The sequence below is a fragment of the Streptomyces sp. NPDC045701 genome, assembly GCF_056432045.1.
Genome location: NZ_JBWKJV010000020.1, coordinates 70,514 through 92,368, shown reverse-complemented (window position 1 = coordinate 92,368; position 21,855 = coordinate 70,514). Strand labels below are relative to the sequence as shown.

Sequence of the window (21,855 nt, the reverse complement as noted above, 5' to 3'; positions counted from 1 at the left end):
GTCGGTACGACTGCCGGCGCCGGGGTCAGTACGAGTCAGTACGACTTGGGCAGGCCCAGGGTCCGGTGGGACACGTAGTTCAGAATCATTTCCCGGCTGACCGGAGCGATGCGTGCCACTCGTGACGCGGTGATGAGCGAGGCGAGGCCGAACTCGCGGGTGAGGCCGTTGCCGCCGAGGGTGTGCACGGACCGGTCGACCGCCGCGACGCACGCCTCGGCTGCGGCGTACTTGGCCATGTTGGCGGCCTCGCCGGCGCCGGTGTCGTCGCCCGCGTCGTAGAGGTGGGCGGCCTTGCGCATCATCAGCCGGGCCAGCTCCAGCTCGATGTGGGACTGGGCCAGCGGGTGGGCGATGGCCTGGTGGGCGCCGATGGGGGCCTTCCAGACCTGGCGTTCCCCGGCGTACGCGACGGCCCGCGCGAGCGCGTACCGGCCCATGCCGACGGCGAACGCGGCGGTCATGATCCGCTCGGGGTTGAGCCCGGCGAACAGCTGGAGCAGCCCGGCGTCCTCCTCGCCCACCAGGGCGTCGCCGGGCAGCCGTACGTCGTCGAGGGTCAGCTCGAACTGCTTCTCGTGGGCGTCGAGTTCCATGTCGATCCGCCGCCGCACGAACCCGGGGGTGTCGCGGGGGACGACGAACAGGCAGGGCTTGAGCTTCCCCGTCCGGGCGTCCTCGGTGCGCCCGACGACGAGCGTGGCGTCGGCGATGTCGACGCCGGAGATGAACACCTTGCGGCCGGTGAGGACCCAGCCGTCCCCGTCGCGGCGGGCGGTGGTGGTGATCCGGTGGGAGTTGGAGCCCGCGTCGGGCTCGGTGATGCCGAACGCCATGGTGCGGGTGCCGTCGGCGAGGCCGGGGAGCCAGCGGGCCTTCTGCCCGTCGGTGCCGAAGCGGGCGATGACGGTGCCGCAGATGGCGGGCGAGACGACCATCATCAGCAGCGGGCAGCCCGCCGCGCCCAGCTCTTCGAGGACGATGGACAGTTCGGCCATGCCGCCGCCCCCGCCGCCGTACTCCTCGGGCAGGTTGACGCCGAGGTAGCCGAGCTTGCCGGCCTCCCGCCACAGGGCCTCGCGGTCGTGCTCGCGTCCGTGGCGGCGGCCGAGGGCGGCGACGGCGGCACGCAGGGCGGTGTGCTCTTCGGTCTCGACGACGGTGCTCATTGCTCTGTCTCCTCTTCGGGCGACTCTTCTACGACGGCGAGCAGGGCTCCGACCTCGACCTGGCGGCCGGGGACGGCGTGGAGCGCGGTGAGCGTGCCGGAGGCGGGAGCGGTGACGCGGTGCTCCATCTTCATCGCCTCCAGCCAGACGAGCGGCTGCCCGGCCTCGACGCGGTCGCCCGCCTCGACGCCGGCGACCCGGACGACGGTGCCGGGCATGGGCGCGAGCAGCGAGCCGGGAGCGGCGCGCTCGACCGGGTCGGTGAACCGGGGGTGGGCGGTCAGCCGGTAAGCGGCGCCCGGCGTGTCCACGTGCACGGTGCCGTCGCCGTACGCGGCCACCGCGAAGCGCCGGACGACGCCGCCCACGTCGAGGCTCACGCGCCCGGGCGAGACGTCCACCACGCGCGCGTGCGGGTGCGACGCGACGGTGAACCCGCCGTCCCGGGTGGGGCGGTAGCGCACCTCGTGGTCGCCGTACCGGGCGGTCTGCGGCTGCGACGGGACGTTGCGGAAGGCGCCGAAGCGCCCGGAGCGGCGGGACGCGGCGGCGAGGGCGGCGGCGACGGCGGCCTCCGCCTCGCCGGGCGCGGGCGCGGTCAGCGCGGGCAGGTGCCGCTCGTAGAACCCGGTGTCGAGGTGCCCGGCCGCGAAGTCCGGGTGCCGCAGCGACGCCACGAGCAGGTCCCGGTTGGTGACCGGTCCGTGCACCCGGGCGCGCGCCAGGGCGTGGGCCAGCCTGCGGACGGCCTCCTCGCGGGTGGGGGCGTGGGCGATCACCTTGGCGAGCATGGCGTCGTAGTGGACGCCGACGGTGTCGCCGGCGCCGTACCCGGCGTCGACGCGGAGGCCCTCGCCCGGTGGGACGTCCAGCGCGTGCAGGACGCCGGTCTGCGGGGCCCAGTCGCGGGCCGGGTCCTCGGCGTAGAGCCGGGCCTCCACGGCGTGGCCCCGCGGCTCGGGGGGCCGCGGCCCCAGCGCGGCGCCCTCGGCGATCCGCACCTGGTGGGCGACCAGGTCCAGGCCGAAGACGGCCTCGGTGACGGGGTGTTCGACCTGGAGCCGGGTGTTCATCTCCAGGAAGTACGCCCGCTCCCCGGCGACCAGGAACTCGACGGTGCCCGCGCCGACGTACCCCACCGCCCGCGCGGCCGCCACCGCCGAGGCGTGCAGGGTCGCGCGGAGGGCGGGGCCGAGGCCGGGCGCCGGGGCCTCCTCGATCACCTTCTGGTGCCGGCGCTGGAGCGAGCAGTCGCGGGTGCCGAGCGCCCACACCGTGCCGTGCGCGTCGGCGAGGACCTGTACCTCGACGTGCCGGCCGCGCTCGACGTACGGCTCCGCGAACACCTCGCCGTCGCCGAACGCCGACCGTGCCTCGGCGGTCGCCGCCGCCAGTTCGCCCGGCAGGGCTGCCAGGTCGCGCACGATCCGCATGCCCCGGCCGCCGCCGCCCGCCGCCGCCTTGAGCAGCAGCGGGAGGTCCGCGTCGGTGGCCGCCGCCGGGTCGACGGGGGCCAGGAGCGGCACGCCCGCCGCCGCCATCAGCCCCTTCGCCCGCGTCTTGGACGCCATGGTGTCGATGGCCTTCGGCGGCGGGCCGATCCACGTCAGGCCCGCGTCGGTGACGGCCCGCGCGAAGCCGGCGTTCTCCGACAGGAACCCGTAGCCCGGGTGCACCGCGTCGGCGCCCGCCGCGAGGGCGGCCTCCACGATCAGGTCGCCGCGCAGGTACGTGTCCGAGGGCGCCGCGCCCGGCAGCCGTACCGCCGCGTCGGCCTCGCGGACGTGTGGCGCCGAGGCGTCGGGGTCCGCGTACACCGCGACCGTGCCGATGCCGAGCGTCCGGCAGGTGCGGAAGACGCGGCGGGCGATCTCGGCCCGGTTGGCGACAAGGACAGAAGAGATCATGGAGTGGTCCTCACATCCGGAAGACGCCGAAGCCGCCGCGCGCGCCTTCGACCGGGGCGGTGTGGATCGCCGACAGGCACAGCCCGAGGACGGTGCGGGTGTCGCGCGGGTCGATGACGCCGTCGTCGTACAGCCGCCCCGACAGGAACGCCGGCAGGGACTCGGACTCGATCTGCCGCTCCACCATGGCGCGCAGCGCGGCGTCGCCCTCGTCGTCGTACGGCTGCCCCTTGGCGGCGGCCGAGGCGCGGGCGACGATCGACAGGACGCCGGCGAGCTGCGCGGGGCCCATGACGGCGGACTTGGCGCTGGGCCAGGCGAACAGGAACCGGGGGTCGTAGGCCCGGCCGCACATGCCGTAGTGCCCGGCGCCGTACGAGGCGCCCATGAGGACGGACAGGTGCGGGACCTTCGAGTTGCTCACCGCGTTGATCATCATGGCGCCGTGCTTGATGATGCCGCCCTGCTCGTACTCCCTGCCGACCATGTAGCCGGTGGTGTTGTGCAGGAAGAGCAGCGGGATGTCCCGCTGGTTGGCGAGCTGGATGAACTGCGCCGCCTTCTGCGACTCGGCGGAGAACAGCACCCCTCGGGCGTTGGCCAGGATCCCGACCGGATAGCCGTGCAGGGACGCCCATCCGGTGGTGAGCGACGGCCCGTACAGCGGCTTGAACTCGTCGAAGTCGGAGCCGTCGACGATCCGGGCGATGACCTCGCGCGGGTCGAAGGGCACCTTGAGGTCGCCGGGCACGATCCCGAGGAGTTCCTCGGGGTCGTACTTCGGGGGTTCGGCCGGGCCGGGATCGGGGTGCGCCTTGCGGTGGTTGAGGCGGGCGACGATCCGGCGGGCCTGGCGGATCGCGTCCGCCTCGTCGACGGCGTAGTGGTCCGCGAGACCGGACACGCGCGCGTGCATCCCGGCGCCGCCGAGGGACTCGTCGTCGCTCTCCTCGCCGGTGGCCATCCTCACCAGCGGCGGACCGCCGAGGAAGACCTTCGACCGCTCCTTGATCATCACCGTGTGGTCGGACATCCCGGGGACGTACGCCCCACCGGCCGTGGAGTTGCCGAAGACGACCGCGACGGTCGGGATCCCGGCGGCGGACAGCCGGGTGATGTCGCGGAACAGCGCCCCGCCGGGGATGAAGATCTCCTTCTGGGAGGGGAGATCGGCGCCGCCCGACTCGACGAGGCTGACGCAGGGCAGGCGGTTGGCGTACGCGATCTCGTTGGCGCGCAGCGCCTTCCTCAGCGTCCACGGGTTGGACGCGCCGCCGCGTACGGTCGGGTCGTTGGCGGTGATCAGGCACTCGACGCCCTCGACGACCCCGATGCCGGTGACGATCGACGCGCCCACGGGGAAGTCGCTGCCCCAGGCGGCGAGCGGCGACAGCTCCAGGAACGGGGCGTCGGGGTCGAGCAGCAGCTCGATCCGTTCGCGGGCGAGGAGCTTGCCGCGCCCGCGGTGCCGGCCGGTGTACTTCGGGCCGCCGCCGGCGAGCGCCGCGGCGTGCTCCGCCTCCAGGTCGGCGAGCTTGGCGAGCATGGCCTCGCGGTGGGCGGCGTAGTCGGGCCCGGCGGTGTCGAGGGCGGTGGGGAGGACGGTCACAGCAGGGCCTCCGGGATGTCGAGGTGGCGGGCGCGCAGCCATTCGCCCAGCGCCTTGGCCTGCGGGTCGAACCGGGCCCGGGCGGCGACGCCTTCGCCGAGCAGGCCGGTGACGGTGAAGTTCAGCGCGCGCAGGTTCGGCAGGACGTGCCGGGCGACGGGCAGGCCGCGCGCCTCCGGGAGCAGGTCGCACAGCCGGTCGGCGGTCAGCGCGTGGACGAGCCAGCGCCACGCCTCGGCGGTGGGCGCCCACACCCCGACGTTGGCGTCGCCGCCCTTGTCGCCGCTCCTGGCCCCGGCGACCAGCCCGAGCGGGGCGCGGCGCACCGGGCCGGGCGGGAGGGGCTCGGGGAGGGGCGGTCCGGGCACGGGTTCCAGCGCCCTTGTGCGCACCGCCGCCGGGATCACCTCCCGCTCGCCGTCCGGGAGCACGGCGGTGTGCGTGACGTTGCCGGGGTCGACGTACACCGCCTCGAACACTCCGTAGGGCGCGCCCTTGCCCGGCGGGGCCGTGACGTGGAAGCCGGGGTAGCTGCCGAGGGCCAGCTCGACGGCCGCGCCGCTCACGGTCCGGCCCACCGTGTCGGGGTCGGCGTCCCGGACGACCAGCCGCAGCAGGGCGCTGGCCGTCTCCTCGGTGGCGGCGTCCGGCCGGTCGGTGCGGGCCAGTTCCCAGCGCACCTCGGCGGGCCGCACCGCGAGGGCGGCCTCCCACTGCTCGCGCACCAGCCGCGCCTTGGCCTCGATGTCGAGTCCCGTCAGCACGAACACGACCTCGTTGCGCCAGCCGCCGAGCCGGGTCAGCCCGGCCTTCAGCGCCGGGGGCGGCGCCTCGCCCCGCACGCCGGAGATCCGCACCCGGTCGGGGCCGTCCGGGTCCAGGCGGACGGTGTCGAGCCGGGCGGTCACGTCGGGCCCCGCGTACCGCGCGCCCGCCGTCTCGTACAGCAGCTGTGCGGTGACCGTGCCGGTGTCGACGACCCCGCCGGTGCCGTCGTGCTTGGTGACGACGGCGGAGCCGTCCTCGTGGACCTCGGCGAGCGGGAAGCCGGGGCGGCGCACGTCGTGGCGGGTGAAGAACGCGTAGTTGCCGCCCGTCGCCTGCGTGCCGCACTCCAGGACGTGCCCGGCGACCACCGCGCCCGCCAGCCGGTCGTACTCCTCCGGCCCCCACCCGAACCACCACGCCGCCGGCCCGCTGACCAGCGCCGCGTCCGTGACCCGCCCGGTCACCACCACGTCCGCCCCGGCGCGCAGGCACGCGGTGACGCCCCCGCCGCCCAGGTAGGCGTTGGCCGTCAGCGCCCCTTCCGGCACCGGGAGCTGGTCGCCCTCCACGTGCGCGACGCGTACCTCCGGCAGGCCGAGGCGCCGGGCGAGGGCGCGCAGGGCGTCGGCGAGTCCGGCCGGGTTGAGGCCGCCGGCGTTGGTCACGATCCGCACGCCCCGGTCGTGGGCGAGCCCGAGGCCCTCCTCCATCTGGCGCAGGAAGGTCTTGGCGTAGCCGAGTCCCGGGTCCTTCAGCCGGTCGCGGCCCAGGATGAGCATGGTCAGCTCGGCGAGGTAGTCGCCGGTCAGGACGTCGAGGTCACCGCCGGTGAGCATCTCGCGCACGGCGTCGGAGCGGTCGCCGTAGAAGCCGGAGGCGTTGCCGATCCGCAGCGGGCGCCTCACGCGGTCCCCCTGGCCGGGCGGCCGGGGCCCGCCGGTCCGGCGAAGGCCTGCGCGATGTCCAGCCACCGGTCGGCGTCGGGCCCTTCCGCGCGCAGGGCGAGGTCGGCGCGGTGGGCGCGCCGGGTGACCAGCAGGCAGAAGTCGAGGGCGGGGCCGGTGATCCGCTGGGGCGCGTCCTCGGGCCCGTACGCCCACACGTCGGTGCCGTCCGGTGCGGTCAGCTCGACGCGGAAGGGCCCGGTGGGCGGGGTGAGGCCCCGGTTCGCGTAGGCGTGGTCGCGGGCGCGTACGCCGATCCGGGCGACGTGCCGCAGGCGGGCGGTCGGGGGGCGGGTGACACCGAGGGCGTCGGCGACGTCCCGGCCGTGCGCCCAGGTCTCCATCAGGCGGGCGGTCGTCATGGAGGCGGCGCTCATGGGCGGGCCGTACCAGGGGAAGCGGGCTCCGGCGGGGGCGGCGGCGAGGGCGGCGCGGAGGTGTTCGCGGCCGTCCCGCCAGCGGGCGAGGAGCGCGCCGGGCGGTGCGGCGGCGCCCGCTTCCGCCCCGTCGTCGACGAAGGTGTCCGGGGCCTTGAGCGCTTCCCCGGCGCACGCCCGGAACGCGTCCGGGTCGGTGACGGCGAGCAGGGCGGCGGCGTCGGTCCAGGCCAGGTGGGCGATCTGGTGGGCGACGGTCCAGCGGGGCGCGGGGGTGGGGGTGACCCAGCCGTCCGGTCTCAGGTCCGCGACCAGCCGGTCGAGCTCCTCGCTCTCGTCGCGCAGGTCATCCAGCAGGGCATCGGACACGGGGCGCTCCCTCCGGGACACGGCAGTGCGTGCCCCGGAGCATGGCAGCGCCCCAAGAAACAAGCAAGCATGATTGCTTTACTTTTTCGCCATCTGCGACCGCACCGCGCCCATGCTCGCCGCGATGACCAGGGCGATCGCCAGTGCGTCGGTGACCGAAAGGGCTTGATGCAGTACGAGGAACCCGGCCGTCGCCGCGATGGCCGGCTCCAGGCTCATGAGGATGGCGAAGGTGGGCGCCGGAAGGCGGCGCAGCGCGAGCAGTTCGAGGGTGTACGGCAGGACGGACGACATCAGCGCGACCGCGAGACCCAGCCCGATCGTCGACGGCACCAGCAGCCTGGACCCCGCCTCGGCGATACCCAGCGGCAGGGTCAGCACCGCGCCGAAGGCCATCGCCAGTGCCAGCCCGTCGACTTGCGGGAACCGCCGCCCGGTGCGGGCGCTGAAGACGATGTACGCGGCCCACATGGCGCCCGCCGCCAGGGCGAACACCGCCCCGGCCGGATCGAGCCGGTCGAACCCGCCGCCGCCCAGCAGCAGCACGCCGCCCAGCGCCAGCCCGGCCCACACGAGGCTGACCAGCCTGCGCGAGGCGACCACCGACAGGACGAGCGGGCCGAGCACCTCCAGGGTGACGGCGGCGCCCAGCGGGATGCGGTCGGCGGCCTGGTAGAAGAGCACGTTCATGCCCGCCATGGCGGCGCCGAACGCCAGGACCGTCCCCCAGTCGGCCCGGGTGTACCCGCGCACCGCGGGGCGGCACACCGCCAGCAGGACCACGGCGGCCAGGATCAGCCGGAGGGTGACCACCCCGAGCGCCCCGGCACGCGGCATGAGCAGCACGGCGATCGCCGACCCGAACTGCACGGACAGCCCGCCGGCCACCACCAGCGCCACCGGACCGAGCGAGGCCCGCCGGCCCTTCCGCGCCGGACCGCCCGGCCGCGCGGCGGCGTCCGGGTGCGCGGCGGCGGCCTCGGGCAGCGCGACGGCGGAGGCGTCTGCGGTACGGGTGGCGGCATCCGTACGGGCGGCGTCGTTCACACCGGGACCCTCACGACTTTCTCTTCGGCAAGGTACTGCTCATTGGACTCGTGGTCCAACATACTGCACCAGCAGGAGCGGAACCCACCCTTCCACGGTACGGGCCGCCCTCAGCCCCCGAGCCCCTCCGCCAGCAGCTCCGCCAGGTGCCTGGCCCGCGCCCCCGCCAGCTGGTGCAGCTGGGTGCGGCAGGAGAAGCCGTCAGCGAGGACCTCGGCGGCCGGGCCGGCCGCCTGGACGGCCGGGAGGAGCTGGTCCTCCGCGCACGCCACGGAGACGTCGTAGTGGCCGCGCGTGAAGCCGAAGTCGCCGGCCAGGCCGCAGCAGCCGCCGGCCAGGTCACCGGCGAGCCCCGCGCGGGCGCGCAGGCGGCGGTCGGCGGCGTCGCCGAGGACCGCGTGCTGGTGGCAGTGGGTCTGGCCGGTGACCGGGCGGTCCAGGCGCGGGGGCCGCCAGTCGGGGGCGTGCTCCTCCAGCGCCTCGGCCAAGGTGCGCACGGAGGCGGCCAGGCGGTGGGCGCGGGGGTCGTCGGGGAGCAGCTCGGGCAGGTCGGTCCGCAGGGCGGCGGCGCAGCTCGGTTCCAGGACCACCACGGGTGTGCCGAGGGCTGGGTCCATGGTGTCGAGGGTGCGGCGCATGACGGTCCGGGCCCGGTCGAGCTGGCCGGTGGAGACGTACGTGAGGCCGCAGCACACCCGGCCGGGCGGCAGCGCCGGGCGCAGCCCCGCCGCCTCCAGGACGGTGACGGCCGCGCGGCCCACGGAGGGGCTCAGGTGCTCGGTGAACGTGTCGGGCCACAGGACCAGGTCCCCGGCCGCGCTCCCCCGCCGCCGGAACCAGCGGGTGAACGTCTCCGCCGCCAGCTCCGGGATGTCCCGCTCCGGCGCGATCCCCGCCGCCCGCTTGGCGAGGGCGGCGAGCGGGCGCACCCGGGCGGCGGCGTTGAGGACCCGGGCGAAGGGGGCCGCGAGGCGCAGCCACCCCGGCAGGCGGCCCATCGTGTAGTGGGCGGCCGGGCGCGGCCGGCCCGCGTAGTGGTGGTGCAGGAACTCCGCCTTGTACGTGGCCATGTCGACCCCCACCGGGCAGTCGCCGCGGCACCCCTTGCACGACAGGCACAGGTCCAGCGCGTCCCGCACCTCGGGCGACCGCCAGCCGCCGGTCACCACCTCGCCGGCCAGCATCTCGTGCAGCAGCCGGGCCCGGCCGCGCGTGGAGTGCCGCTCCTCGCCCGTCGCCCGGAACGACGGGCACATCACCGCCGGCCCCTGGTTCGGGCCCTCCACCCGGCACTTGGCGACGCCGACGCAGCGCCGTACGGCGGTGGCGAAGTCGCCGCCGTCGCGCGGGTAGCCGAAGGCGACGTCCACGCGTTCGCGCGGGAGGACGGCGAACCGCAGGTTCTCGTCGAGGCGGGCGGGGCGGGCGAGCACGCCCGGGTTCATGCCGCCGGCCGGGTCCCACAGGTCCTTGAACCTCCCGAAGAGGGCGACCAGTTCCTCCCCGTACATCTTCGGCAGCAGCTCGGCGCGCGCCTGGCCGTCGCCGTGCTCGCCGGACAGGGAGCCGCCATGGGCGACCACCAGGTCGGCGACCTCCTCGGAGAACCGCCGGAAGCGCCGTACGCCGCCGTCGGTGACCAGGTCGAAGTCGATGCGGACGTGGACGCAGCCGTCCCCGAAGTGCCCGTAGGGCGTGCCGTGCAGCCCGTGTGCGGCGAGCAGGGCGCGGAAGTCGCGCAGGTACGCGCCGAGGCGGGCGGGCGGGACGGCGCAGTCCTCCCAGCCGGGCCACGCCTCGGTGCCCCCGGCGGTACGGGTCGCGGTCCCGGCGGCGTCCTCGCGCACCCGCCACAGGGCGCGCCGGCCGGGGTCGGTGACGACGGCGCCGTCCAGGGCGTCGGCGGCCCGGAGCAGGGCGGCCGCCCGCGCCCGGGCCTCGGCGGGAGTCGCGCCGCCGGTCTCGGCGAAGAGCCAGGCGCCGCCACGGGGCAGGGCGGCGCGGGCGGCCGGGTCGCGCACCAGGTCCTCGGCCATGCCCTCGACGGTGAGCGGGCCGTACGGCAGGAGGCCGGGCGCCGCCTCGGCGGCGGCGCTCTCGTCGGCGTACCCGAGGACGGCGAGGGCGCGGGCGGGCGGTGACTCGACGAGCCGGAGGGTCGCCTCCGTCATCACGCCCAGGGTGCCCTCGCTGCCGCAGAAGGCGCGGGCGAGGTCGGTGCCGCGCTCGGGGAGGAGGGCGTCCAGGGCGTAGCCGGAGATGCGGCGCGGCAGGCCCGGCGGGAAGCCGGTGCGCAGGGCCGCCAGGTGGTCGCCGACCAGCCGGTCCAGCCCGTCCGGCGCGCCCTGCCCGCCGGGGCCCAGGCGCAGTCGGGTGCCGCCGTACGTCACGACCGACAGGCCGCGCACGTTGTCGGCGGTCGTGCCCCACGCCACGGAGTGCGACCCGCACGCGTTGTTGCCGATCATGCCGCCCAGGGTGCAGCGGCTGTGCGTCGACGGGTCGGGCCCGAAGGTCAGGCCGTAGGGGCGTGCCGCGTCGCGCAGCCGGTCCAGCACGACGCCGGGCTGCACCACGGCCGTCCGCGCCTCGGGGTCGATCGCGGCGATGCCCCTCATGTGCCGGGTGAAGTCCAGTACGACGCCGGTGCCGGTCGCCTGCCCGGCGATGGAGGTGCCCGCGCCGCGCGGGACGACCGGGACGCCGTGCTCACGGCACACGGCCAGCGCGGCGGCCACGTCCTCCGCGTCGCGGGGGGCCACGACGCCGTCGGGGACGCGGCGGTAGTTGGACGCGTCCATGGTGTGCAGGGCGCGGGCCGCCGCGCCGAAGTCCACGTCGCCGCGCACGGCGTCCCGGAGCGCCCTCGCGACGGCCGCCGTCTCCCGTACCTGGTCACCCATGAGGCCAGGATGCCCCCGCCGGAGCCGCCGGGGCCCGGTTCCCCGCCCGGATCTCGCCAAGAAAGCACACAGGAAGTTCCCAAAGTGAACGTCAATTCTCCTATAGTGACCCGGAATTGTTCGGGAATTGACGGCTCCAGATGCCCCCACGCCCAGAGGACTGACGATTTGCGCCCCTCCCTCCGGCCGGCCGCGCCGACCCTGCTGATCTCGGCGGCCGTCACCGGCCTCCTGTGCGCGGGAGCGGTGGCCGTCGCTCCCGACTCCGTACGGACTCCGCTGGCGTGGGGCTCGGCGGTGGTCGCCGTGCTGCTGACCGCCGCGCTCACCACCGCCGCCCACGCCCTCGACACCGCGCGCCGGCTGCGCGACCGGACCGCCGCGCTCACCGCCGAGGCCGCCCTCCGCGCCGCCGACACCGCCCGGACGCTCGCCGAGGCCCGCGCGGAGGCCGGCCGTATCAAGGCGGACGCCGACCGCGCCGTGGCCGAGGCCCGCGCGGACGCGGCCCGCACCGCCGCCGAGACCCGCGCCCAGGCCGAGCGCGCCACCGCCGAGGCCCGCGCCGAGGCCGACCGGGCCGTCGCCGAGGCCCGCGCCGAGGCCGACCGGGCCGTCACCGAGGCCCGCGCCGAGGCCGAGCGCGCCCGCTCCGAGGCCGACCGCGCCCGCGCGGCGGCGGCGCGCAGCGAAACCAACCGGGCCGCCGCCGTGGCCGCCTGCGCCAACGCGGCCGGCCGCATGCAGGCGCTGGCCACGAGCATGCTCGCCGACCTCCGCGAGATGGAGCACCGGCACGCCGACGAGGACGTTCTCACCGACCTCCTCCACCTCGACCACCGCACCGCCCAGGCGGGCCGCCTCGCCGACTCCATCGCCGTCCTGACCGGCGCCCGCTCGGGCCGCCGCTGGGCGAAGCCGATCGTGGTCGAGTCCATCCTGCGCGGCGCCATGGGCCGCATCGGCGGCTACCAGCGGGTACGGCTCCACACCACCAGCGACGCCGCGATCGCCGGCCACGCGGCCGAGGGCGTCATGCACGCGCTGGCCGAGCTCCTCGACAACGCGGCGAACTTCTCCCCGCCCACCGCCGAGGTGCACGTGTACGTCGAGGAGGTCCCCGCCGGTCTGGTGATCACCGTCGAGGACAGCGGCCTGGTCATGAGCGACGTCCAGCTGCGCCGTGCCGAGCGGGCCGTCGACCCCGCCGAGGGGACCGACCTGACCGGCCTGTCGGGTACGCGCCTGGGCCTGGCCGTCGTCGGGCGGCTGGCCCGCAAGCACGGCCTGACCGTGTCCTTCCGCCCGTCGGCCCGTGGCGGCACCGGCGCGCTCATGATGATCCCGCACGAACTGATCGCCCGTACCCGCCGCGAGATCCCGCCCGCCCCGGCACCCCCGCGGGCCCCCGCCCTGGCACTCGCTCCCGCCGCCGGGCACCCGGAGTCCCTCCCGTCCCGGGCACTTCAGCAGACCCACCGGGCCGACCGGCCCCAGGAACCCCACGCGGTCCACGAGCGCCCCGCCTCCCCCTTCGCCACCCCCGAAGCCGGCGCCATGCGAGCCGGCGCCATCGAAGCCGGTTCCCCGGCTGCCGGCGCCCCCGAAGACCCCGCGACGCGCTCGCCCGGCGGCCTCCCCAAGCGCCGCCGGGGCCAGACGCTCGCCGCCGCCCACCCCGACGGCACCCCCACCACCCCCGCCGAGTCCACCGATCCCGCCTCGCGGACCCGGTCGGCGTCCCGTTTCAGCAGCTTCCGCCAAGCGGTACGCACCACCACGGAAGGCACCTCCCGATGACCACCGGTACCACCACCGACGAGAAGCTCAACTGGCTCCTGGAGAACCTCCTCCAGCGCACGCCCGGGGCCCGGCACGCGCTCGTGCTGTCCCGGGACGGCCTCAAGCTGTGCCGCACGCCGGAGCTGTCCGTCGACCAGGCCGACCAGCTGGCCGCCATAGCGGCCGGCATCCAGAGCCTGTCCCACGGCGCGTCCATGGAGTTCGGTGACGGCACCGGCGGCGTGCGGTCGGCGATGGCCGAGTTCTACGGCGGCGTCCTGCTCATCGTCGAGGCCGGCGAGGGCGCGCACCTCGCGGTGGTCGCCGCGGAGGACTCCGACGTCGGCCTGGTCGGGCACAACATGAGCGAACTCGTCGAGCAGCTGGGCGAGTACCTGCACGCCGAGCCCCGCACTCCGTGACCCCCGGCAGCCACAGGGACGAGTCCCCGGACCGGCTGTACACCCTCACCGGTGGCCGCACCCGCTCCGCCCCGGACGCGCCGTTCGACCTGGTGAGCCTGGTGGTGGCGGAGTCGGACCCGGCGCCCGGCATGCAGTCCGAGCACGCCGCGATCCTCCGTATGTGCCGCCGCCCCGCGGCGGTCGTCGAGGTGGCGGCCGAACTCGCGCTACCGGTCGGCATCGTGCGGATCCTCCTCGCCGACCTGCTCGGCACGGGCCGCATCAGCGTCCGCCACCCCCGTACGACCGGACCGGACGACCGGCCGGGTTCGTACAGCCTCCCCGATCCCGACCTCCTGGAGCAGGTGCTCGTTGGACTCCGCAATCTCTGAACGGACACCGCTCACCAGCACCGCCGACAACGGTCTCAAGATCGTCATCGTCGGCGGTTTCGGTGTCGGCAAGACCACCCTCGTCCGCTCGGTCAGCGAAATCCGTCCCCTCAACACCGAGGAGACGATGACCCGCGCGGGCGAGGCCGTCGACGACGTCGCCCAGATCCACACCAAGACGTCCACCACCGTCGCCTTCGACTTCGGCCGCATCACGCTCGACGCGCACAACGTCCTGTACCTCTTCGGCGCCCCCGGCCAGGAACGCTTCTGGTTCCTGTGGGACCGCCTCTTCTCCGGCACCCTCGGCGCGGTCGTCCTCGTCGACACCCGCCGCCTCGCCGACTCCTGGTACGCGATCGACCGCCTGGAACACCACGGCATGCCGTTCATCGTCGCCTGCAACGACTTCGGCGGCCCGGCCCACACCGAGCGGGAGATCCGCGAGGCGCTCGATCTCGCCGACCACGTACCGCTGGTCGAGTGCGACGCCCGCGACCGCTCGTCCAGCAAGTACGTACTGATCACCCTCGTCACCCACCTCCAACGCCTGCACGCCCTCCGGGAGACCAGAACATGACCGCCCCCGTACCCCTCTCCGGGCCCCGGTTCCAGACCGAACCCGCCCAGCTGTACCGGGAGATGCGGCGCGAGCACGGAGCCGTCGCCCCTGTCCTCCTCGACGGGGACGTCCCGGCCTGGCTGGTGCTCGACTACCGCGAGCTGCACCAGGTCACCGGCGACCCGGTGCTCTTCAGCCGGGACTCCGACCTGTGGAACCAGTGGGACCGCATCCCCGACGACTGGCCGCTGCTGCCGATGATCGGCCGCAAGCAGCCGTCGATCCTCTACACGGTCGGCGAACGCCACCGCCTGCGCGCCGGGATGATCGCGACCGCCCTGGAGTCGGTCGACCCCTTCACCCTGCGCCGGTACGCCGAGGGGTTCGCGGACGGGCTCGTCGACGCGTTCTGCGGCAAGGGCGAGGCCGACCTGATCGCCCAGTACGCCATGCTGCTGCCGGTCCGCGTGCTGGTGAAGATCTACGGCGTGCCCGACGAGCAGGGCCCCGGCCTGGTCACCGCGCTCAACGACATGATCGACGGACGGGAACGGGCGCTGGACGGCCAACGGCACCTGGGCGAGGCGATATTCGGCCTCCTCACCGCCAAGCGGACCGACCCGGGCGACGACGTGGCCTCCCGCATGCTGGCCGACCCGTCCGGCTTCACGCTCGAGGAGATGGCCCAGGACCTGATGGTCATGATGGCGGCCGGGCACCAGCCGACGGCCGACTGGATCGGCAACTCGCTGCGGCTGATGCTGACCGACGACCGGTTCGCGGCGTCCCTGTCCGGCGGCCGGCACAGCGTCGCCGAGGCGATGAACGAGGTGCTGTGGGCCGACACCCCCAGCCAGAACGTGGCCGGCCGGTGGGCGTCGCGCGACACCCACCTGGGCGGGCGGCACATCAAGGCCGGCGACCTGCTCCTGCTGGGCCTCGCCGCCGCCAACGCCGACCCGCAGGTCCACATCGACAACGCGGCCCTCACCGGCGGCAACAGCGCCCACTTCTCCTTCGGGCACGGCGAGCACCGCTGCCCGTTCCCCGCCCAGGAGATCGCCGAGGTCATCGCCCGTACCGGCATCGAGGTGCTGCTGGACCGGCTGCCCGACCTGGACCTGGCGACCGGGGCCGACGCCCTGACCAGGCGCCCGTCGCCCTGGCTGCGCGGCCTGACCGACCTGCCCGTGACCTTCACCCCGACCCCCGCTCTCGGAGGCACCCCGTGATCCCCGTGACCGAAGCAGCCCAAGCAGCCGGCGCGGGCGAGCCCATCGCCCTCGACCCCTTCGTCACCGACCTCGACGGCGAGAGCGCGGCGCTGCGCGCGGCCGGACCGCTCGCCCGGGTGATCCTGCCGGGCGGGGTGCCGGTGTGGGCGGTCACCCGCCACGCGGAGGCGCGCGAGCTGCTCACCGACAGGCGGCTGGTGAAGGACATCGAGGTGTGGGGCGCCTGGCGGCGCGGCGAGATACCGCTGGACTGGCCGCTGATCGGCCTGGCCAACCCCGGCCGGTCGATGCTGACCGTGGACGGCGAGGACCACCGCCGGATGCGGGCGCTGGTCGCGCAGGCGCTCACCCCGCGCCGGGTGGAGCTGATGCGGGGGCGGATCACCGAGCTGACGGAGGGCCTGCTGGACGCTCTGGCCGCGCACGGGCCGGACGAGACGGTCGACCTGAAGGCCGCGTTCGCCTACCCCCTGCCGATGTACGTGATCAGCGACCTGATGGGCATCGACCCGGCGGACCATCCGCGCCTGAAGGTGCTGTTCGACAAGTTCTTCTCCACCCAGACGCCGCCCGATGAGGTCGTGGCGACCCTCGGGGAGCTGGCGGAGATGATGGGCAAGGTGGTGGCCGCCCGCCGTGCGGAGCCGGGCGACGACCTGACCAGCGCGCTGATCGCCGCGTCCGAGGACGGCGACCACCTCACCGACCAGGAGATCGTCTCCACCCTCCAGCTGATGGTGGCGGCCGGGCACGAGACGACCATCTCGCTGATCGTCAACGCCGTCGTCAACCTGGCCGCGCATCCCGAGCAGCTCGCCCTCGTCCGCTCCGGCGAGGCGGGCTGGGACGCGGTGGTCGAGGAGACCCTCCGGTACTCCACCCCCACCTCCCACGTCCTGATCCGGTTCGCCACCGAGGACGTACGGGTCGGCGACCGGATCCTGCCCGCGGGGGACGCGCTGATCGTGTCGTACGGGGCGATCGGCCGCGACGAGGAGCAGCACGGCCCGACGGCCGGGGTGTTCGACATCACCCGCTCGCCCAACCGGCACATCTCCTTCGGCCACGGGCCGCACGTCTGCCCCGGGGCGGCGCTCTCCCGGCTGGAGGCGGGGGTGGCCCTGCCGGCGCTGTACGCGCGCTTCCCCGGCCTCACGCTCGCGGTGCCCGCCTCCGAGCTGCGCAACAAGCCGGTCGTCACGCAGAACGACCTCTTCGAGCTGCCCGTCCGGCTGGGTCCGGCCCGGCGCTGAGCCCGCCGTCCGGTGTCTCATCGGACGGACACGGTCTTCGGCCGTGTCCCTGAGCGGATAGGCTCCGATTCGTGGCTGAGATCCGGATTCCCGCTGACATCAAGCCCGCCGACGGCCGTTTCGGCGCGGGCCCCTCCAAGGTGCGTACGGAGGCGCTGGACGCCCTGGCCGCCACCGGCACCTCCCTCCTGGGCACGTCCCACCGCCAGGCTCCGGTCAAGAACCTGGTCGGCGAGGTCCGCGCCGGTGTGCGTGACCTGTTCTCCCTCCCCGAGGGCTACGAGGTGATCCTGGGCAACGGCGGCTCCACCGCCTTCTGGGACATCGCGACCCACGGGCTGATCGAGAACAAGTCGCAGCACCTGACGTTCGGCGAGTTCTCGTCCAAGTTCGCCAAGGCGGCGAAGCTGGCCCCGTGGCTGGCCGAGCCGACCGTCATCTCCTCCGACCCGGGTACGCACCCGGAGCCGGCGGCCGAGGCGGGCGTCGACGTGTACGCGTTCACGCACAACGAGACCTCCACCGGTGTCGCCGCGCCCATCAAGCGCGTCGAGGGCGCCGACGAGGGCGCGCTGGTCCTGGTGGACGCGACCTCCGGCGCGGGCGGCCTGCCGGTCGACGTGACCGAGTCGGACGTCTACTACTTCGCCCCGCAGAAGTCGTTCGCCTCCGAGGGCGGTCTGTGGATCGGTGTGTTCTCCCCGGCGGCGCTGGAGCGGGCCGCCCGGGTACACGCGTCGGGCCGGCACATCCCGGAGTTCTTCTCGCTGCCGACCGCGATCGACAACTCGCTGAAGAACCAGACGTACAACACCCCGGCCCTCTCCACGCTGTTCCTGCTGAACGAGCAGTTGAAGTGGATCAATGGTCAGGGTGGTCTGGACTGGTCGGTGCGCCGCACCGCGACCTCCGCGCGCACGCTGTACGGCTGGGCCGAGGAGTCCAAGTACGCGACGCCGTTCGTCACCGACCCGGCGAAGCGCTCGCAGGTCATCGGCACGATCGACTTCTCGGACGAGATCGACGCGGCGGCGGTCGCCAAGGTGCTGCGCGCCAACGGCATCGTCGACACCGAGCCGTACCGCAAGCTGGGCCGCAACCAGCTGCGGATCGCGATGTTCCCGGCGGTCGACCCGGCGGACGTCGAGGCGCTGACGGCGTGCGTCGACCACGTCATCGAGAAGCTGTAGCCGGTCGGCCGGCACGAGGAGGGCCCCGTTCCCATTCGATGGGAACGGGGCCCTTCCGTACGCGGCCGATAACCGCTCTATCGGGCGCCCTCGCCGGTCCCTACCATCCGTAGCACTCCGGAGGCACCACTACCGGATGTGGTTGACATGTGCACAACATCCACGGTTGGACCCCCCACTTCGACCGGCAACCGATCGGAGACCCATGTCCAGAAGACCCCGAGCCCTGTACGCCGCCGCCGCCGCTTCCGCGGCCCTGGCGGCGACCACCCTCACCCCGACCCCCGCGGCGGCGGGTATCGTCGCCCCGCCCGACAAGATCGTGATCGAGATCGCGACCGTCAACGGCTCGGGCTGCCCCCAGGGCACGGCCGCCGTCGCCGTGGCCCCGGACAACACCGCCTTCACCGTGACGTACAGCGAGTACCTCGCCCAGGTGGGCGTCGGGTCCACACCCACCGACTTCCGCAAGAACTGCCAGCTCAACCTGATCGTCCACGTCCCGGGCGGCTTCACCTACGCCGTCGCGAGCGCCGACTACCGGGGCTACGCCAAGCTGGAGCCGGGCGCCACCGCCGTGCAGAAGGCGTCCTACTACTTCCAGGGCTCGCCCGACACTGCCCAGAAGAGCCACCCGTACAAGGGCCCGTACGACAACAACTGGCAGGCCACCGACCAGACCGACTGGGGCCAGCTGGTCTGGGCGCCCTGCGGCGCCAAGCGCAACTTCAACATCAACACCGAACTGCGGGTGAGCGCCGGCACCTCGGACCCGGCGAGGACCAACAGCTTCATCGCCATGGACTCCACGGACGGGGACATCAGGACGGTCTACCGGCTGGCCTGGAAGGAGTGCCCGAAGTAGGCCCCGGTGACCGGGTGGGCCCGCACCCCCTCCGCGGGCCCACCCTCCGGCAGGTGCTACCGGCTCAGCCGCTGGAAGCGCCGGACAGCGAGCGGCAGGAACACCGCCGTGATCACCACGGGCCACACCACCGCCATCAGCACGGCGTGCTGCTCGACCCAGCTCCCGCCCCCGGCACCGGGGTTGCCGAACAGTTCACGGGTGGCCGCCGCCGTGGAGGAGATCGGGTTCCAGGCGGCGACCGCGCCCAGCCAGTCCGGCATCGTGCCCGGCTGGACGAACACGCTGGAGATCATGGTGAGCGGGAACGCGACCGCGAACAGCCCGCCCGCAGCCTCCGGATCCGGCACCAGCAGTCCGAGCCAGATGCCGACCCAGGTCAGGCTGTAGCGCAACAGGAGCAGCAGGCCGAACGCCGCCACGGCGCCGGGGAACCCGCCGTCCGAGCGCCAGCCCATCGCGAACGCGGTCGCCGCCAGGTTGGTCAGCTCGGCACAGGCGATGATCGCATCGGTGACGCCGCGCCCGGTGACCACCGCGGAGGGCGCCATGGGCATGGAGCGGAACCGGTCGATGACGCCCTTGTCGGCGTCGGTGACCACGGCGGTCGCGGTGTTGATGAACCCGAAGGCCATCGTCATCACGAACATGCCCGGCATCAGGAAGTCCCGGTAGTCGGCCGCCCCGCCGCCGCCCGGCGGCTTCATCGCGCCACCGAAGACGTACCCGTAGAGCAGGACCGACAGGATTGGGAAGCCGAGCTGCCAGGCGATGTGGACGGGCTTGCGCCGGTAGTGGGTGAGCGTCCGGCGCACCACGTTCCAGCAGTCCGCGAGCGCCCAGTAGGCCCGTCCGCGCCCGGCGAGGGGCTCCAGCGAGGTGGTCACGCGACCGCTCCTTCCTTGTTCTCCTCGTCGGCCGCGTGGCCGGTCAGGCGCAGGAAGACGTCGTCGAGGCTCGGCCTGCGCAGCCCGATGTCCTCGACCGGTACGCCCTCGTCCTGGAGGGTCCTGGCGACCTCGGTGAGCGCCAGGACCCGGTCGGCGACCGGCGCGTGGACGCGGCGCTGCCGCTCGTCCACGTGCGGCTCGCCCTCGCACACGCGGGCGACGGCCTTGGCCACGCGCGGCAGGTCGGCGGGGTCGACGGCGACGACCTCGATGCGGTCGCCCCCCACCCGGTCCTTCAGCGCCTCGGGCGTGTCGTCGGCGATGGCGCGGCCCCGGTCGATGACGGTGACGCGGGAGGCGAGCTTGTCGGCCTCCTCCAGGTACTGCGTGGTCAGCAGGACCGTCGTCCCGCCCGCCACCAGGTCCCGCACCGCGTCCCACACCTCGCCGCGGCCGCGCGGGTCCAGACCGGTCGTCGGCTCGTCCAGGAACAGCACGCGGGGCGCGAGGATCATCGAGGCGGCGAGGTCCAGGCGGCGCCGCATGCCGCCGCTGTACCCCTCGACGCCTTTGTCGGCGGCCTCGGTCAGCCCGAACCGCTCCAGCAGTTCGGCGGCGCGGGAGCGGGCCCGGCGCCCGCCGAGGTGGAACAGCCGGCCGAACATCTCCAGGTTCTGACGACCGGTCAGGATCTCGTCCACGGCCGCGTACTGGCCGGTGAGGCCGATCAGAGCGCGTACGCGGCGCGGGTCGCGGGCCACGTCGACCCCGGCGACCTCGGCCCGGCCGCCGTCGAAGCGGCGCAGCGTGGCCAGCACCCGTACGGCGGTGGTCTTGCCCGCCCCGTTGGGGCCGAGGAGGCCGTGGACCGTGCCGGGCCGCACGGCGAGGTCGAACCCGTCCAGCGCCCGCTTCTCCCCGTACCGCTTCTCCAGGCCATCGGCCCGTACCGCCCAGTCGTCCATGACGCCCCTCCCACCGAAACCGAGTACACCGTACCCACAGGAGCGTACAGCGTACTCAGTTTTCGTCCAGTGATTTACGCTGACGCCATGAGCAGCAGTGACAGGACATCCGCCCAGTCGGCGGCGACCAGCGGGAGCGGCGACATCCTCCGCAGCCTGGAGCTGCTCTGGGGAACCGGCGAGCCCCCGTCCCGGGGCCCGAAGCGCGGGCTGACCCTCGACCGGATCGTCACCGCCGCCGTGGCGGTCGCCGACACGGAGGGCCTGGACGCCGTCTCGATGCGACGGCTCTCCGCCGACCTCGGCGTCGGCACGATGTCGCTCTACCGCTACGTCCCCGGCAAGGCCGAGCTGCTGGACCTGATGCTCGACCGGGTGCGCGGCGCGATGCGCGAACCTCCGCCGGCCGATCCCCGCGACTGGCGCGCCGCCGTCGACGCGCTGGCCCGCGCCGAACTGGACCTCCACCGCCGCCACCCCTGGCTGCTGAAGGTCAACCAGACCCGCGCGGTCCTCGGCCCCAGCGCCCTGCGCGGCCTGGAACTCGCCCTGACGGGCCTGAAGGGCATGGGCCTCACCGACCCCGAACTCATCTCCGTGATCATCGCCGTCCAGAGCTTCGTCGCCGGCGTCGCGCGCATGGAGGCCGAGACGGTCGAGGCGGCAAAGGAGACCGGCGTCAGCGACGAGGAGTTCTGGACCCGGCAGGAGCCCTACCTCGACCGCGCCATGAGAACCGGCGAGTACCCCCTGACGGCGGCGCTCTCCCCGGACGCCTTCTCCCCCGACTTCGACCACTTCGCATTCGGCCTGCGGGCCCTGCTGGGCGGATTCGAAGCGATGGTGGCCGAAGCGGCACAGGGGTAGCCGGCGGCTCTGCCCATGCGGTGGCGGACGTGTGGCGGCTCACCCGGCTCGGCCGCCCGCCGGTCACCCGGACGGCAGCGGCCTGCCGGAGCCGGTCCGGAGCTGCGGCCGGAACGCCTCGACCCGCTTCACGTAGTGGCCCTCGGTCCGGCGAGGGATCGCAAGGTGCCCTCGGCGACGTCGTCGACGTGCACCAGGTCCCGCGCCTGCCGGCCGCCGCCATTCACGTGCGACGGACGGCAGTTCGCGTCGACAGGCGCTCTCCACCCGGTCGGACCCGGCCGGCGGACCGCCCCCGCCCTCGATTACCTCATCCGGATCAACCGCCCGACCCGTCCGGGAGTCAGTGGCTGGGCC

Annotated in this window: 18 protein-coding genes; 9 read left to right on the top strand and 9 right to left on the bottom strand. The window is 74.4% G+C overall.

From position 1 onward, the window contains the following. Positions 1-35: 35 nt before the first annotated feature. The 7 genes from AC07DW_RS21320 to AC07DW_RS21290 all read right to left on the bottom strand — a co-directional run bounded on the left by AC07DW_RS21320 (position 36) and on the right by AC07DW_RS21290 (position 11,093). Complete coding sequence (locus AC07DW_RS21320) at positions 36-1,169, bottom strand: acyl-CoA dehydrogenase family protein (protein ID WP_478859234.1); 1,134 nt, start codon at positions 1,167-1,169, stop codon at positions 36-38. Next, on the bottom strand, positions 1,166-3,076 hold the full coding sequence (locus AC07DW_RS21315; protein ID WP_478859233.1) for an acetyl/propionyl/methylcrotonyl-CoA carboxylase subunit alpha: 1,911 nt from the start codon (positions 3,074-3,076) through the stop codon (positions 1,166-1,168). The genes AC07DW_RS21320 and AC07DW_RS21315 overlap by 4 nt, the downstream gene beginning before the upstream one ends. 10 nt (positions 3,077-3,086) lie before the next feature. Then, the gene (locus AC07DW_RS21310) at positions 3,087-4,685 is read right to left on the bottom strand and encodes an acyl-CoA carboxylase subunit beta (RefSeq protein ID WP_478859232.1); all 1,599 of its coding nucleotides are present in this window, start codon (positions 4,683-4,685) and stop codon (positions 3,087-3,089) included. Beyond that, positions 4,682-6,358 (bottom strand): acyclic terpene utilization AtuA family protein, encoded by a 1,677-nt coding sequence (locus AC07DW_RS21305; RefSeq protein ID WP_478859231.1) that lies wholly within the window; start codon positions 6,356-6,358, stop codon positions 4,682-4,684. Before AC07DW_RS21305 ends, AC07DW_RS21310 begins: the two co-directional genes overlap by 4 nt. Then, entirely contained in the window at positions 6,355-7,143 is a 789-nt protein-coding gene (locus tag AC07DW_RS21300) for a TIGR03084 family metal-binding protein (RefSeq protein ID WP_478859230.1), read from the bottom strand. Before AC07DW_RS21300 ends, AC07DW_RS21305 begins: the two co-directional genes overlap by 4 nt. A 78-nt stretch (positions 7,144-7,221) precedes the next feature. Further along, entirely contained in the window at positions 7,222-8,190 is a 969-nt protein-coding gene (locus AC07DW_RS21295) for an EamA family transporter (protein WP_478859229.1), read from the bottom strand. A gap of 110 nt (positions 8,191-8,300) precedes the next feature. Beyond that, positions 8,301-11,093, bottom strand: a complete 2,793-nt coding sequence (locus AC07DW_RS21290) for an FAD-binding and (Fe-S)-binding domain-containing protein (RefSeq protein WP_478859228.1) — start codon at positions 11,091-11,093, stop codon at positions 8,301-8,303. Positions 11,094-11,261: 168 nt separating this feature from the next. Here AC07DW_RS21290 and AC07DW_RS21285 point away from each other — a divergent pair, with 168 nt between their 5' ends. The 8 genes from AC07DW_RS21285 (at position 11,262) to AC07DW_RS21250 (ending at position 18,776) form a co-directional block, all read left to right on the top strand. Continuing rightward, on the top strand, positions 11,262-12,893 hold the full coding sequence (locus AC07DW_RS21285) for a sensor histidine kinase (RefSeq protein ID WP_478859227.1): 1,632 nt from the start codon (positions 11,262-11,264) through the stop codon (positions 12,891-12,893). Beyond that, entirely contained in the window at positions 12,890-13,297 is a 408-nt protein-coding gene (locus tag AC07DW_RS21280) for a roadblock/LC7 domain-containing protein (protein WP_478859226.1), read from the top strand. Before AC07DW_RS21285 ends, AC07DW_RS21280 begins: the two co-directional genes overlap by 4 nt. Next, positions 13,294-13,671 (top strand): DUF742 domain-containing protein, encoded by a 378-nt coding sequence (locus AC07DW_RS21275; RefSeq protein WP_478859225.1) that lies wholly within the window; start codon positions 13,294-13,296, stop codon positions 13,669-13,671. The genes AC07DW_RS21280 and AC07DW_RS21275 overlap by 4 nt, the downstream gene beginning before the upstream one ends. Further along, a complete protein-coding gene (locus AC07DW_RS21270) occupies positions 13,652-14,251 on the top strand; it encodes a GTP-binding protein (RefSeq protein ID WP_478859224.1) in 600 nt (199 codons plus the stop codon). Before AC07DW_RS21275 ends, AC07DW_RS21270 begins: the two co-directional genes overlap by 20 nt. After that, a complete protein-coding gene (locus AC07DW_RS21265) occupies positions 14,248-15,465 on the top strand; it encodes a cytochrome P450 (protein ID WP_478859223.1) in 1,218 nt (405 codons plus the stop codon). The genes AC07DW_RS21270 and AC07DW_RS21265 overlap by 4 nt, the downstream gene beginning before the upstream one ends. Positions 15,466-15,470: 5 nt before the next feature. Then, the gene (locus tag AC07DW_RS21260; protein ID WP_478859222.1) at positions 15,471-16,721 is read left to right on the top strand and encodes a cytochrome P450 family protein; all 1,251 of its coding nucleotides are present in this window, start codon (positions 15,471-15,473) and stop codon (positions 16,719-16,721) included. A 71-nt stretch (positions 16,722-16,792) separates the two neighbouring features. After that, positions 16,793-17,911 carry a phosphoserine transaminase gene (gene serC, locus AC07DW_RS21255; protein ID WP_478859221.1) on the top strand — a complete coding sequence of 373 codons (1,119 nt, stop codon included), beginning with the start codon at positions 16,793-16,795 and terminating at the stop codon, positions 17,909-17,911. Positions 17,912-18,116: 205 nt separating this feature from the next. Continuing rightward, entirely contained in the window at positions 18,117-18,776 is a 660-nt protein-coding gene (locus AC07DW_RS21250; protein WP_478859220.1) for a DUF4360 domain-containing protein, read from the top strand. Positions 18,777-18,832: 56 nt separating this feature from the next. Here the strand turns inward: AC07DW_RS21250 and AC07DW_RS21245 are convergent, their stop codons facing one another. Continuing rightward, positions 18,833-19,663: an ABC transporter permease gene (locus AC07DW_RS21245; protein WP_478859219.1), complete on the bottom strand. Its 831-nt coding sequence runs from the start codon at positions 19,661-19,663 to the stop codon at positions 18,833-18,835. Continuing rightward, the gene (locus AC07DW_RS21240) at positions 19,660-20,631 is read right to left on the bottom strand and encodes an ATP-binding cassette domain-containing protein (RefSeq protein ID WP_478859218.1); all 972 of its coding nucleotides are present in this window, start codon (positions 20,629-20,631) and stop codon (positions 19,660-19,662) included. Before AC07DW_RS21240 ends, AC07DW_RS21245 begins: the two co-directional genes overlap by 4 nt. Before the next feature lie 87 nt (positions 20,632-20,718). Here AC07DW_RS21240 and AC07DW_RS21235 point away from each other — a divergent pair, with 87 nt between their 5' ends. Next, complete coding sequence (locus AC07DW_RS21235; RefSeq protein ID WP_478859217.1) at positions 20,719-21,498, top strand: TetR/AcrR family transcriptional regulator; 780 nt, start codon at positions 20,719-20,721, stop codon at positions 21,496-21,498. Positions 21,499-21,855: the final 357 nt, after the last annotated feature.

Excerpts from the sequence above, each read along its gene's own strand:
- AC07DW_RS21280 (WP_478859226.1), top strand. The coding sequence starts at position 12,890 with ATGACCACCGGTACCACCACCGACGAGAAGCTCAACTGGCTCCTGGAG.
- AC07DW_RS21320 (WP_478859234.1), bottom strand. The coding sequence starts at position 1,169 with ATGAGCACCGTCGTCGAGACCGAAGAGCACACCGCCCTGCGTGCCGCC.
- AC07DW_RS21265 (WP_478859223.1), top strand. The coding sequence starts at position 14,248 with ATGACCGCCCCCGTACCCCTCTCCGGGCCCCGGTTCCAGACCGAACCC.
- AC07DW_RS21240 (WP_478859218.1), bottom strand. The coding sequence starts at position 20,631 with ATGGACGACTGGGCGGTACGGGCCGATGGCCTGGAGAAGCGGTACGGG.
- AC07DW_RS21290 (WP_478859228.1), bottom strand. The coding sequence starts at position 11,093 with ATGGGTGACCAGGTACGGGAGACGGCGGCCGTCGCGAGGGCGCTCCGG.
- AC07DW_RS21315 (WP_478859233.1), bottom strand. The coding sequence starts at position 3,076 with ATGATCTCTTCTGTCCTTGTCGCCAACCGGGCCGAGATCGCCCGCCGC.
- AC07DW_RS21235 (WP_478859217.1), top strand. The coding sequence starts at position 20,719 with ATGAGCAGCAGTGACAGGACATCCGCCCAGTCGGCGGCGACCAGCGGG.
- AC07DW_RS21250 (WP_478859220.1), top strand. The coding sequence starts at position 18,117 with ATGTCCAGAAGACCCCGAGCCCTGTACGCCGCCGCCGCCGCTTCCGCG.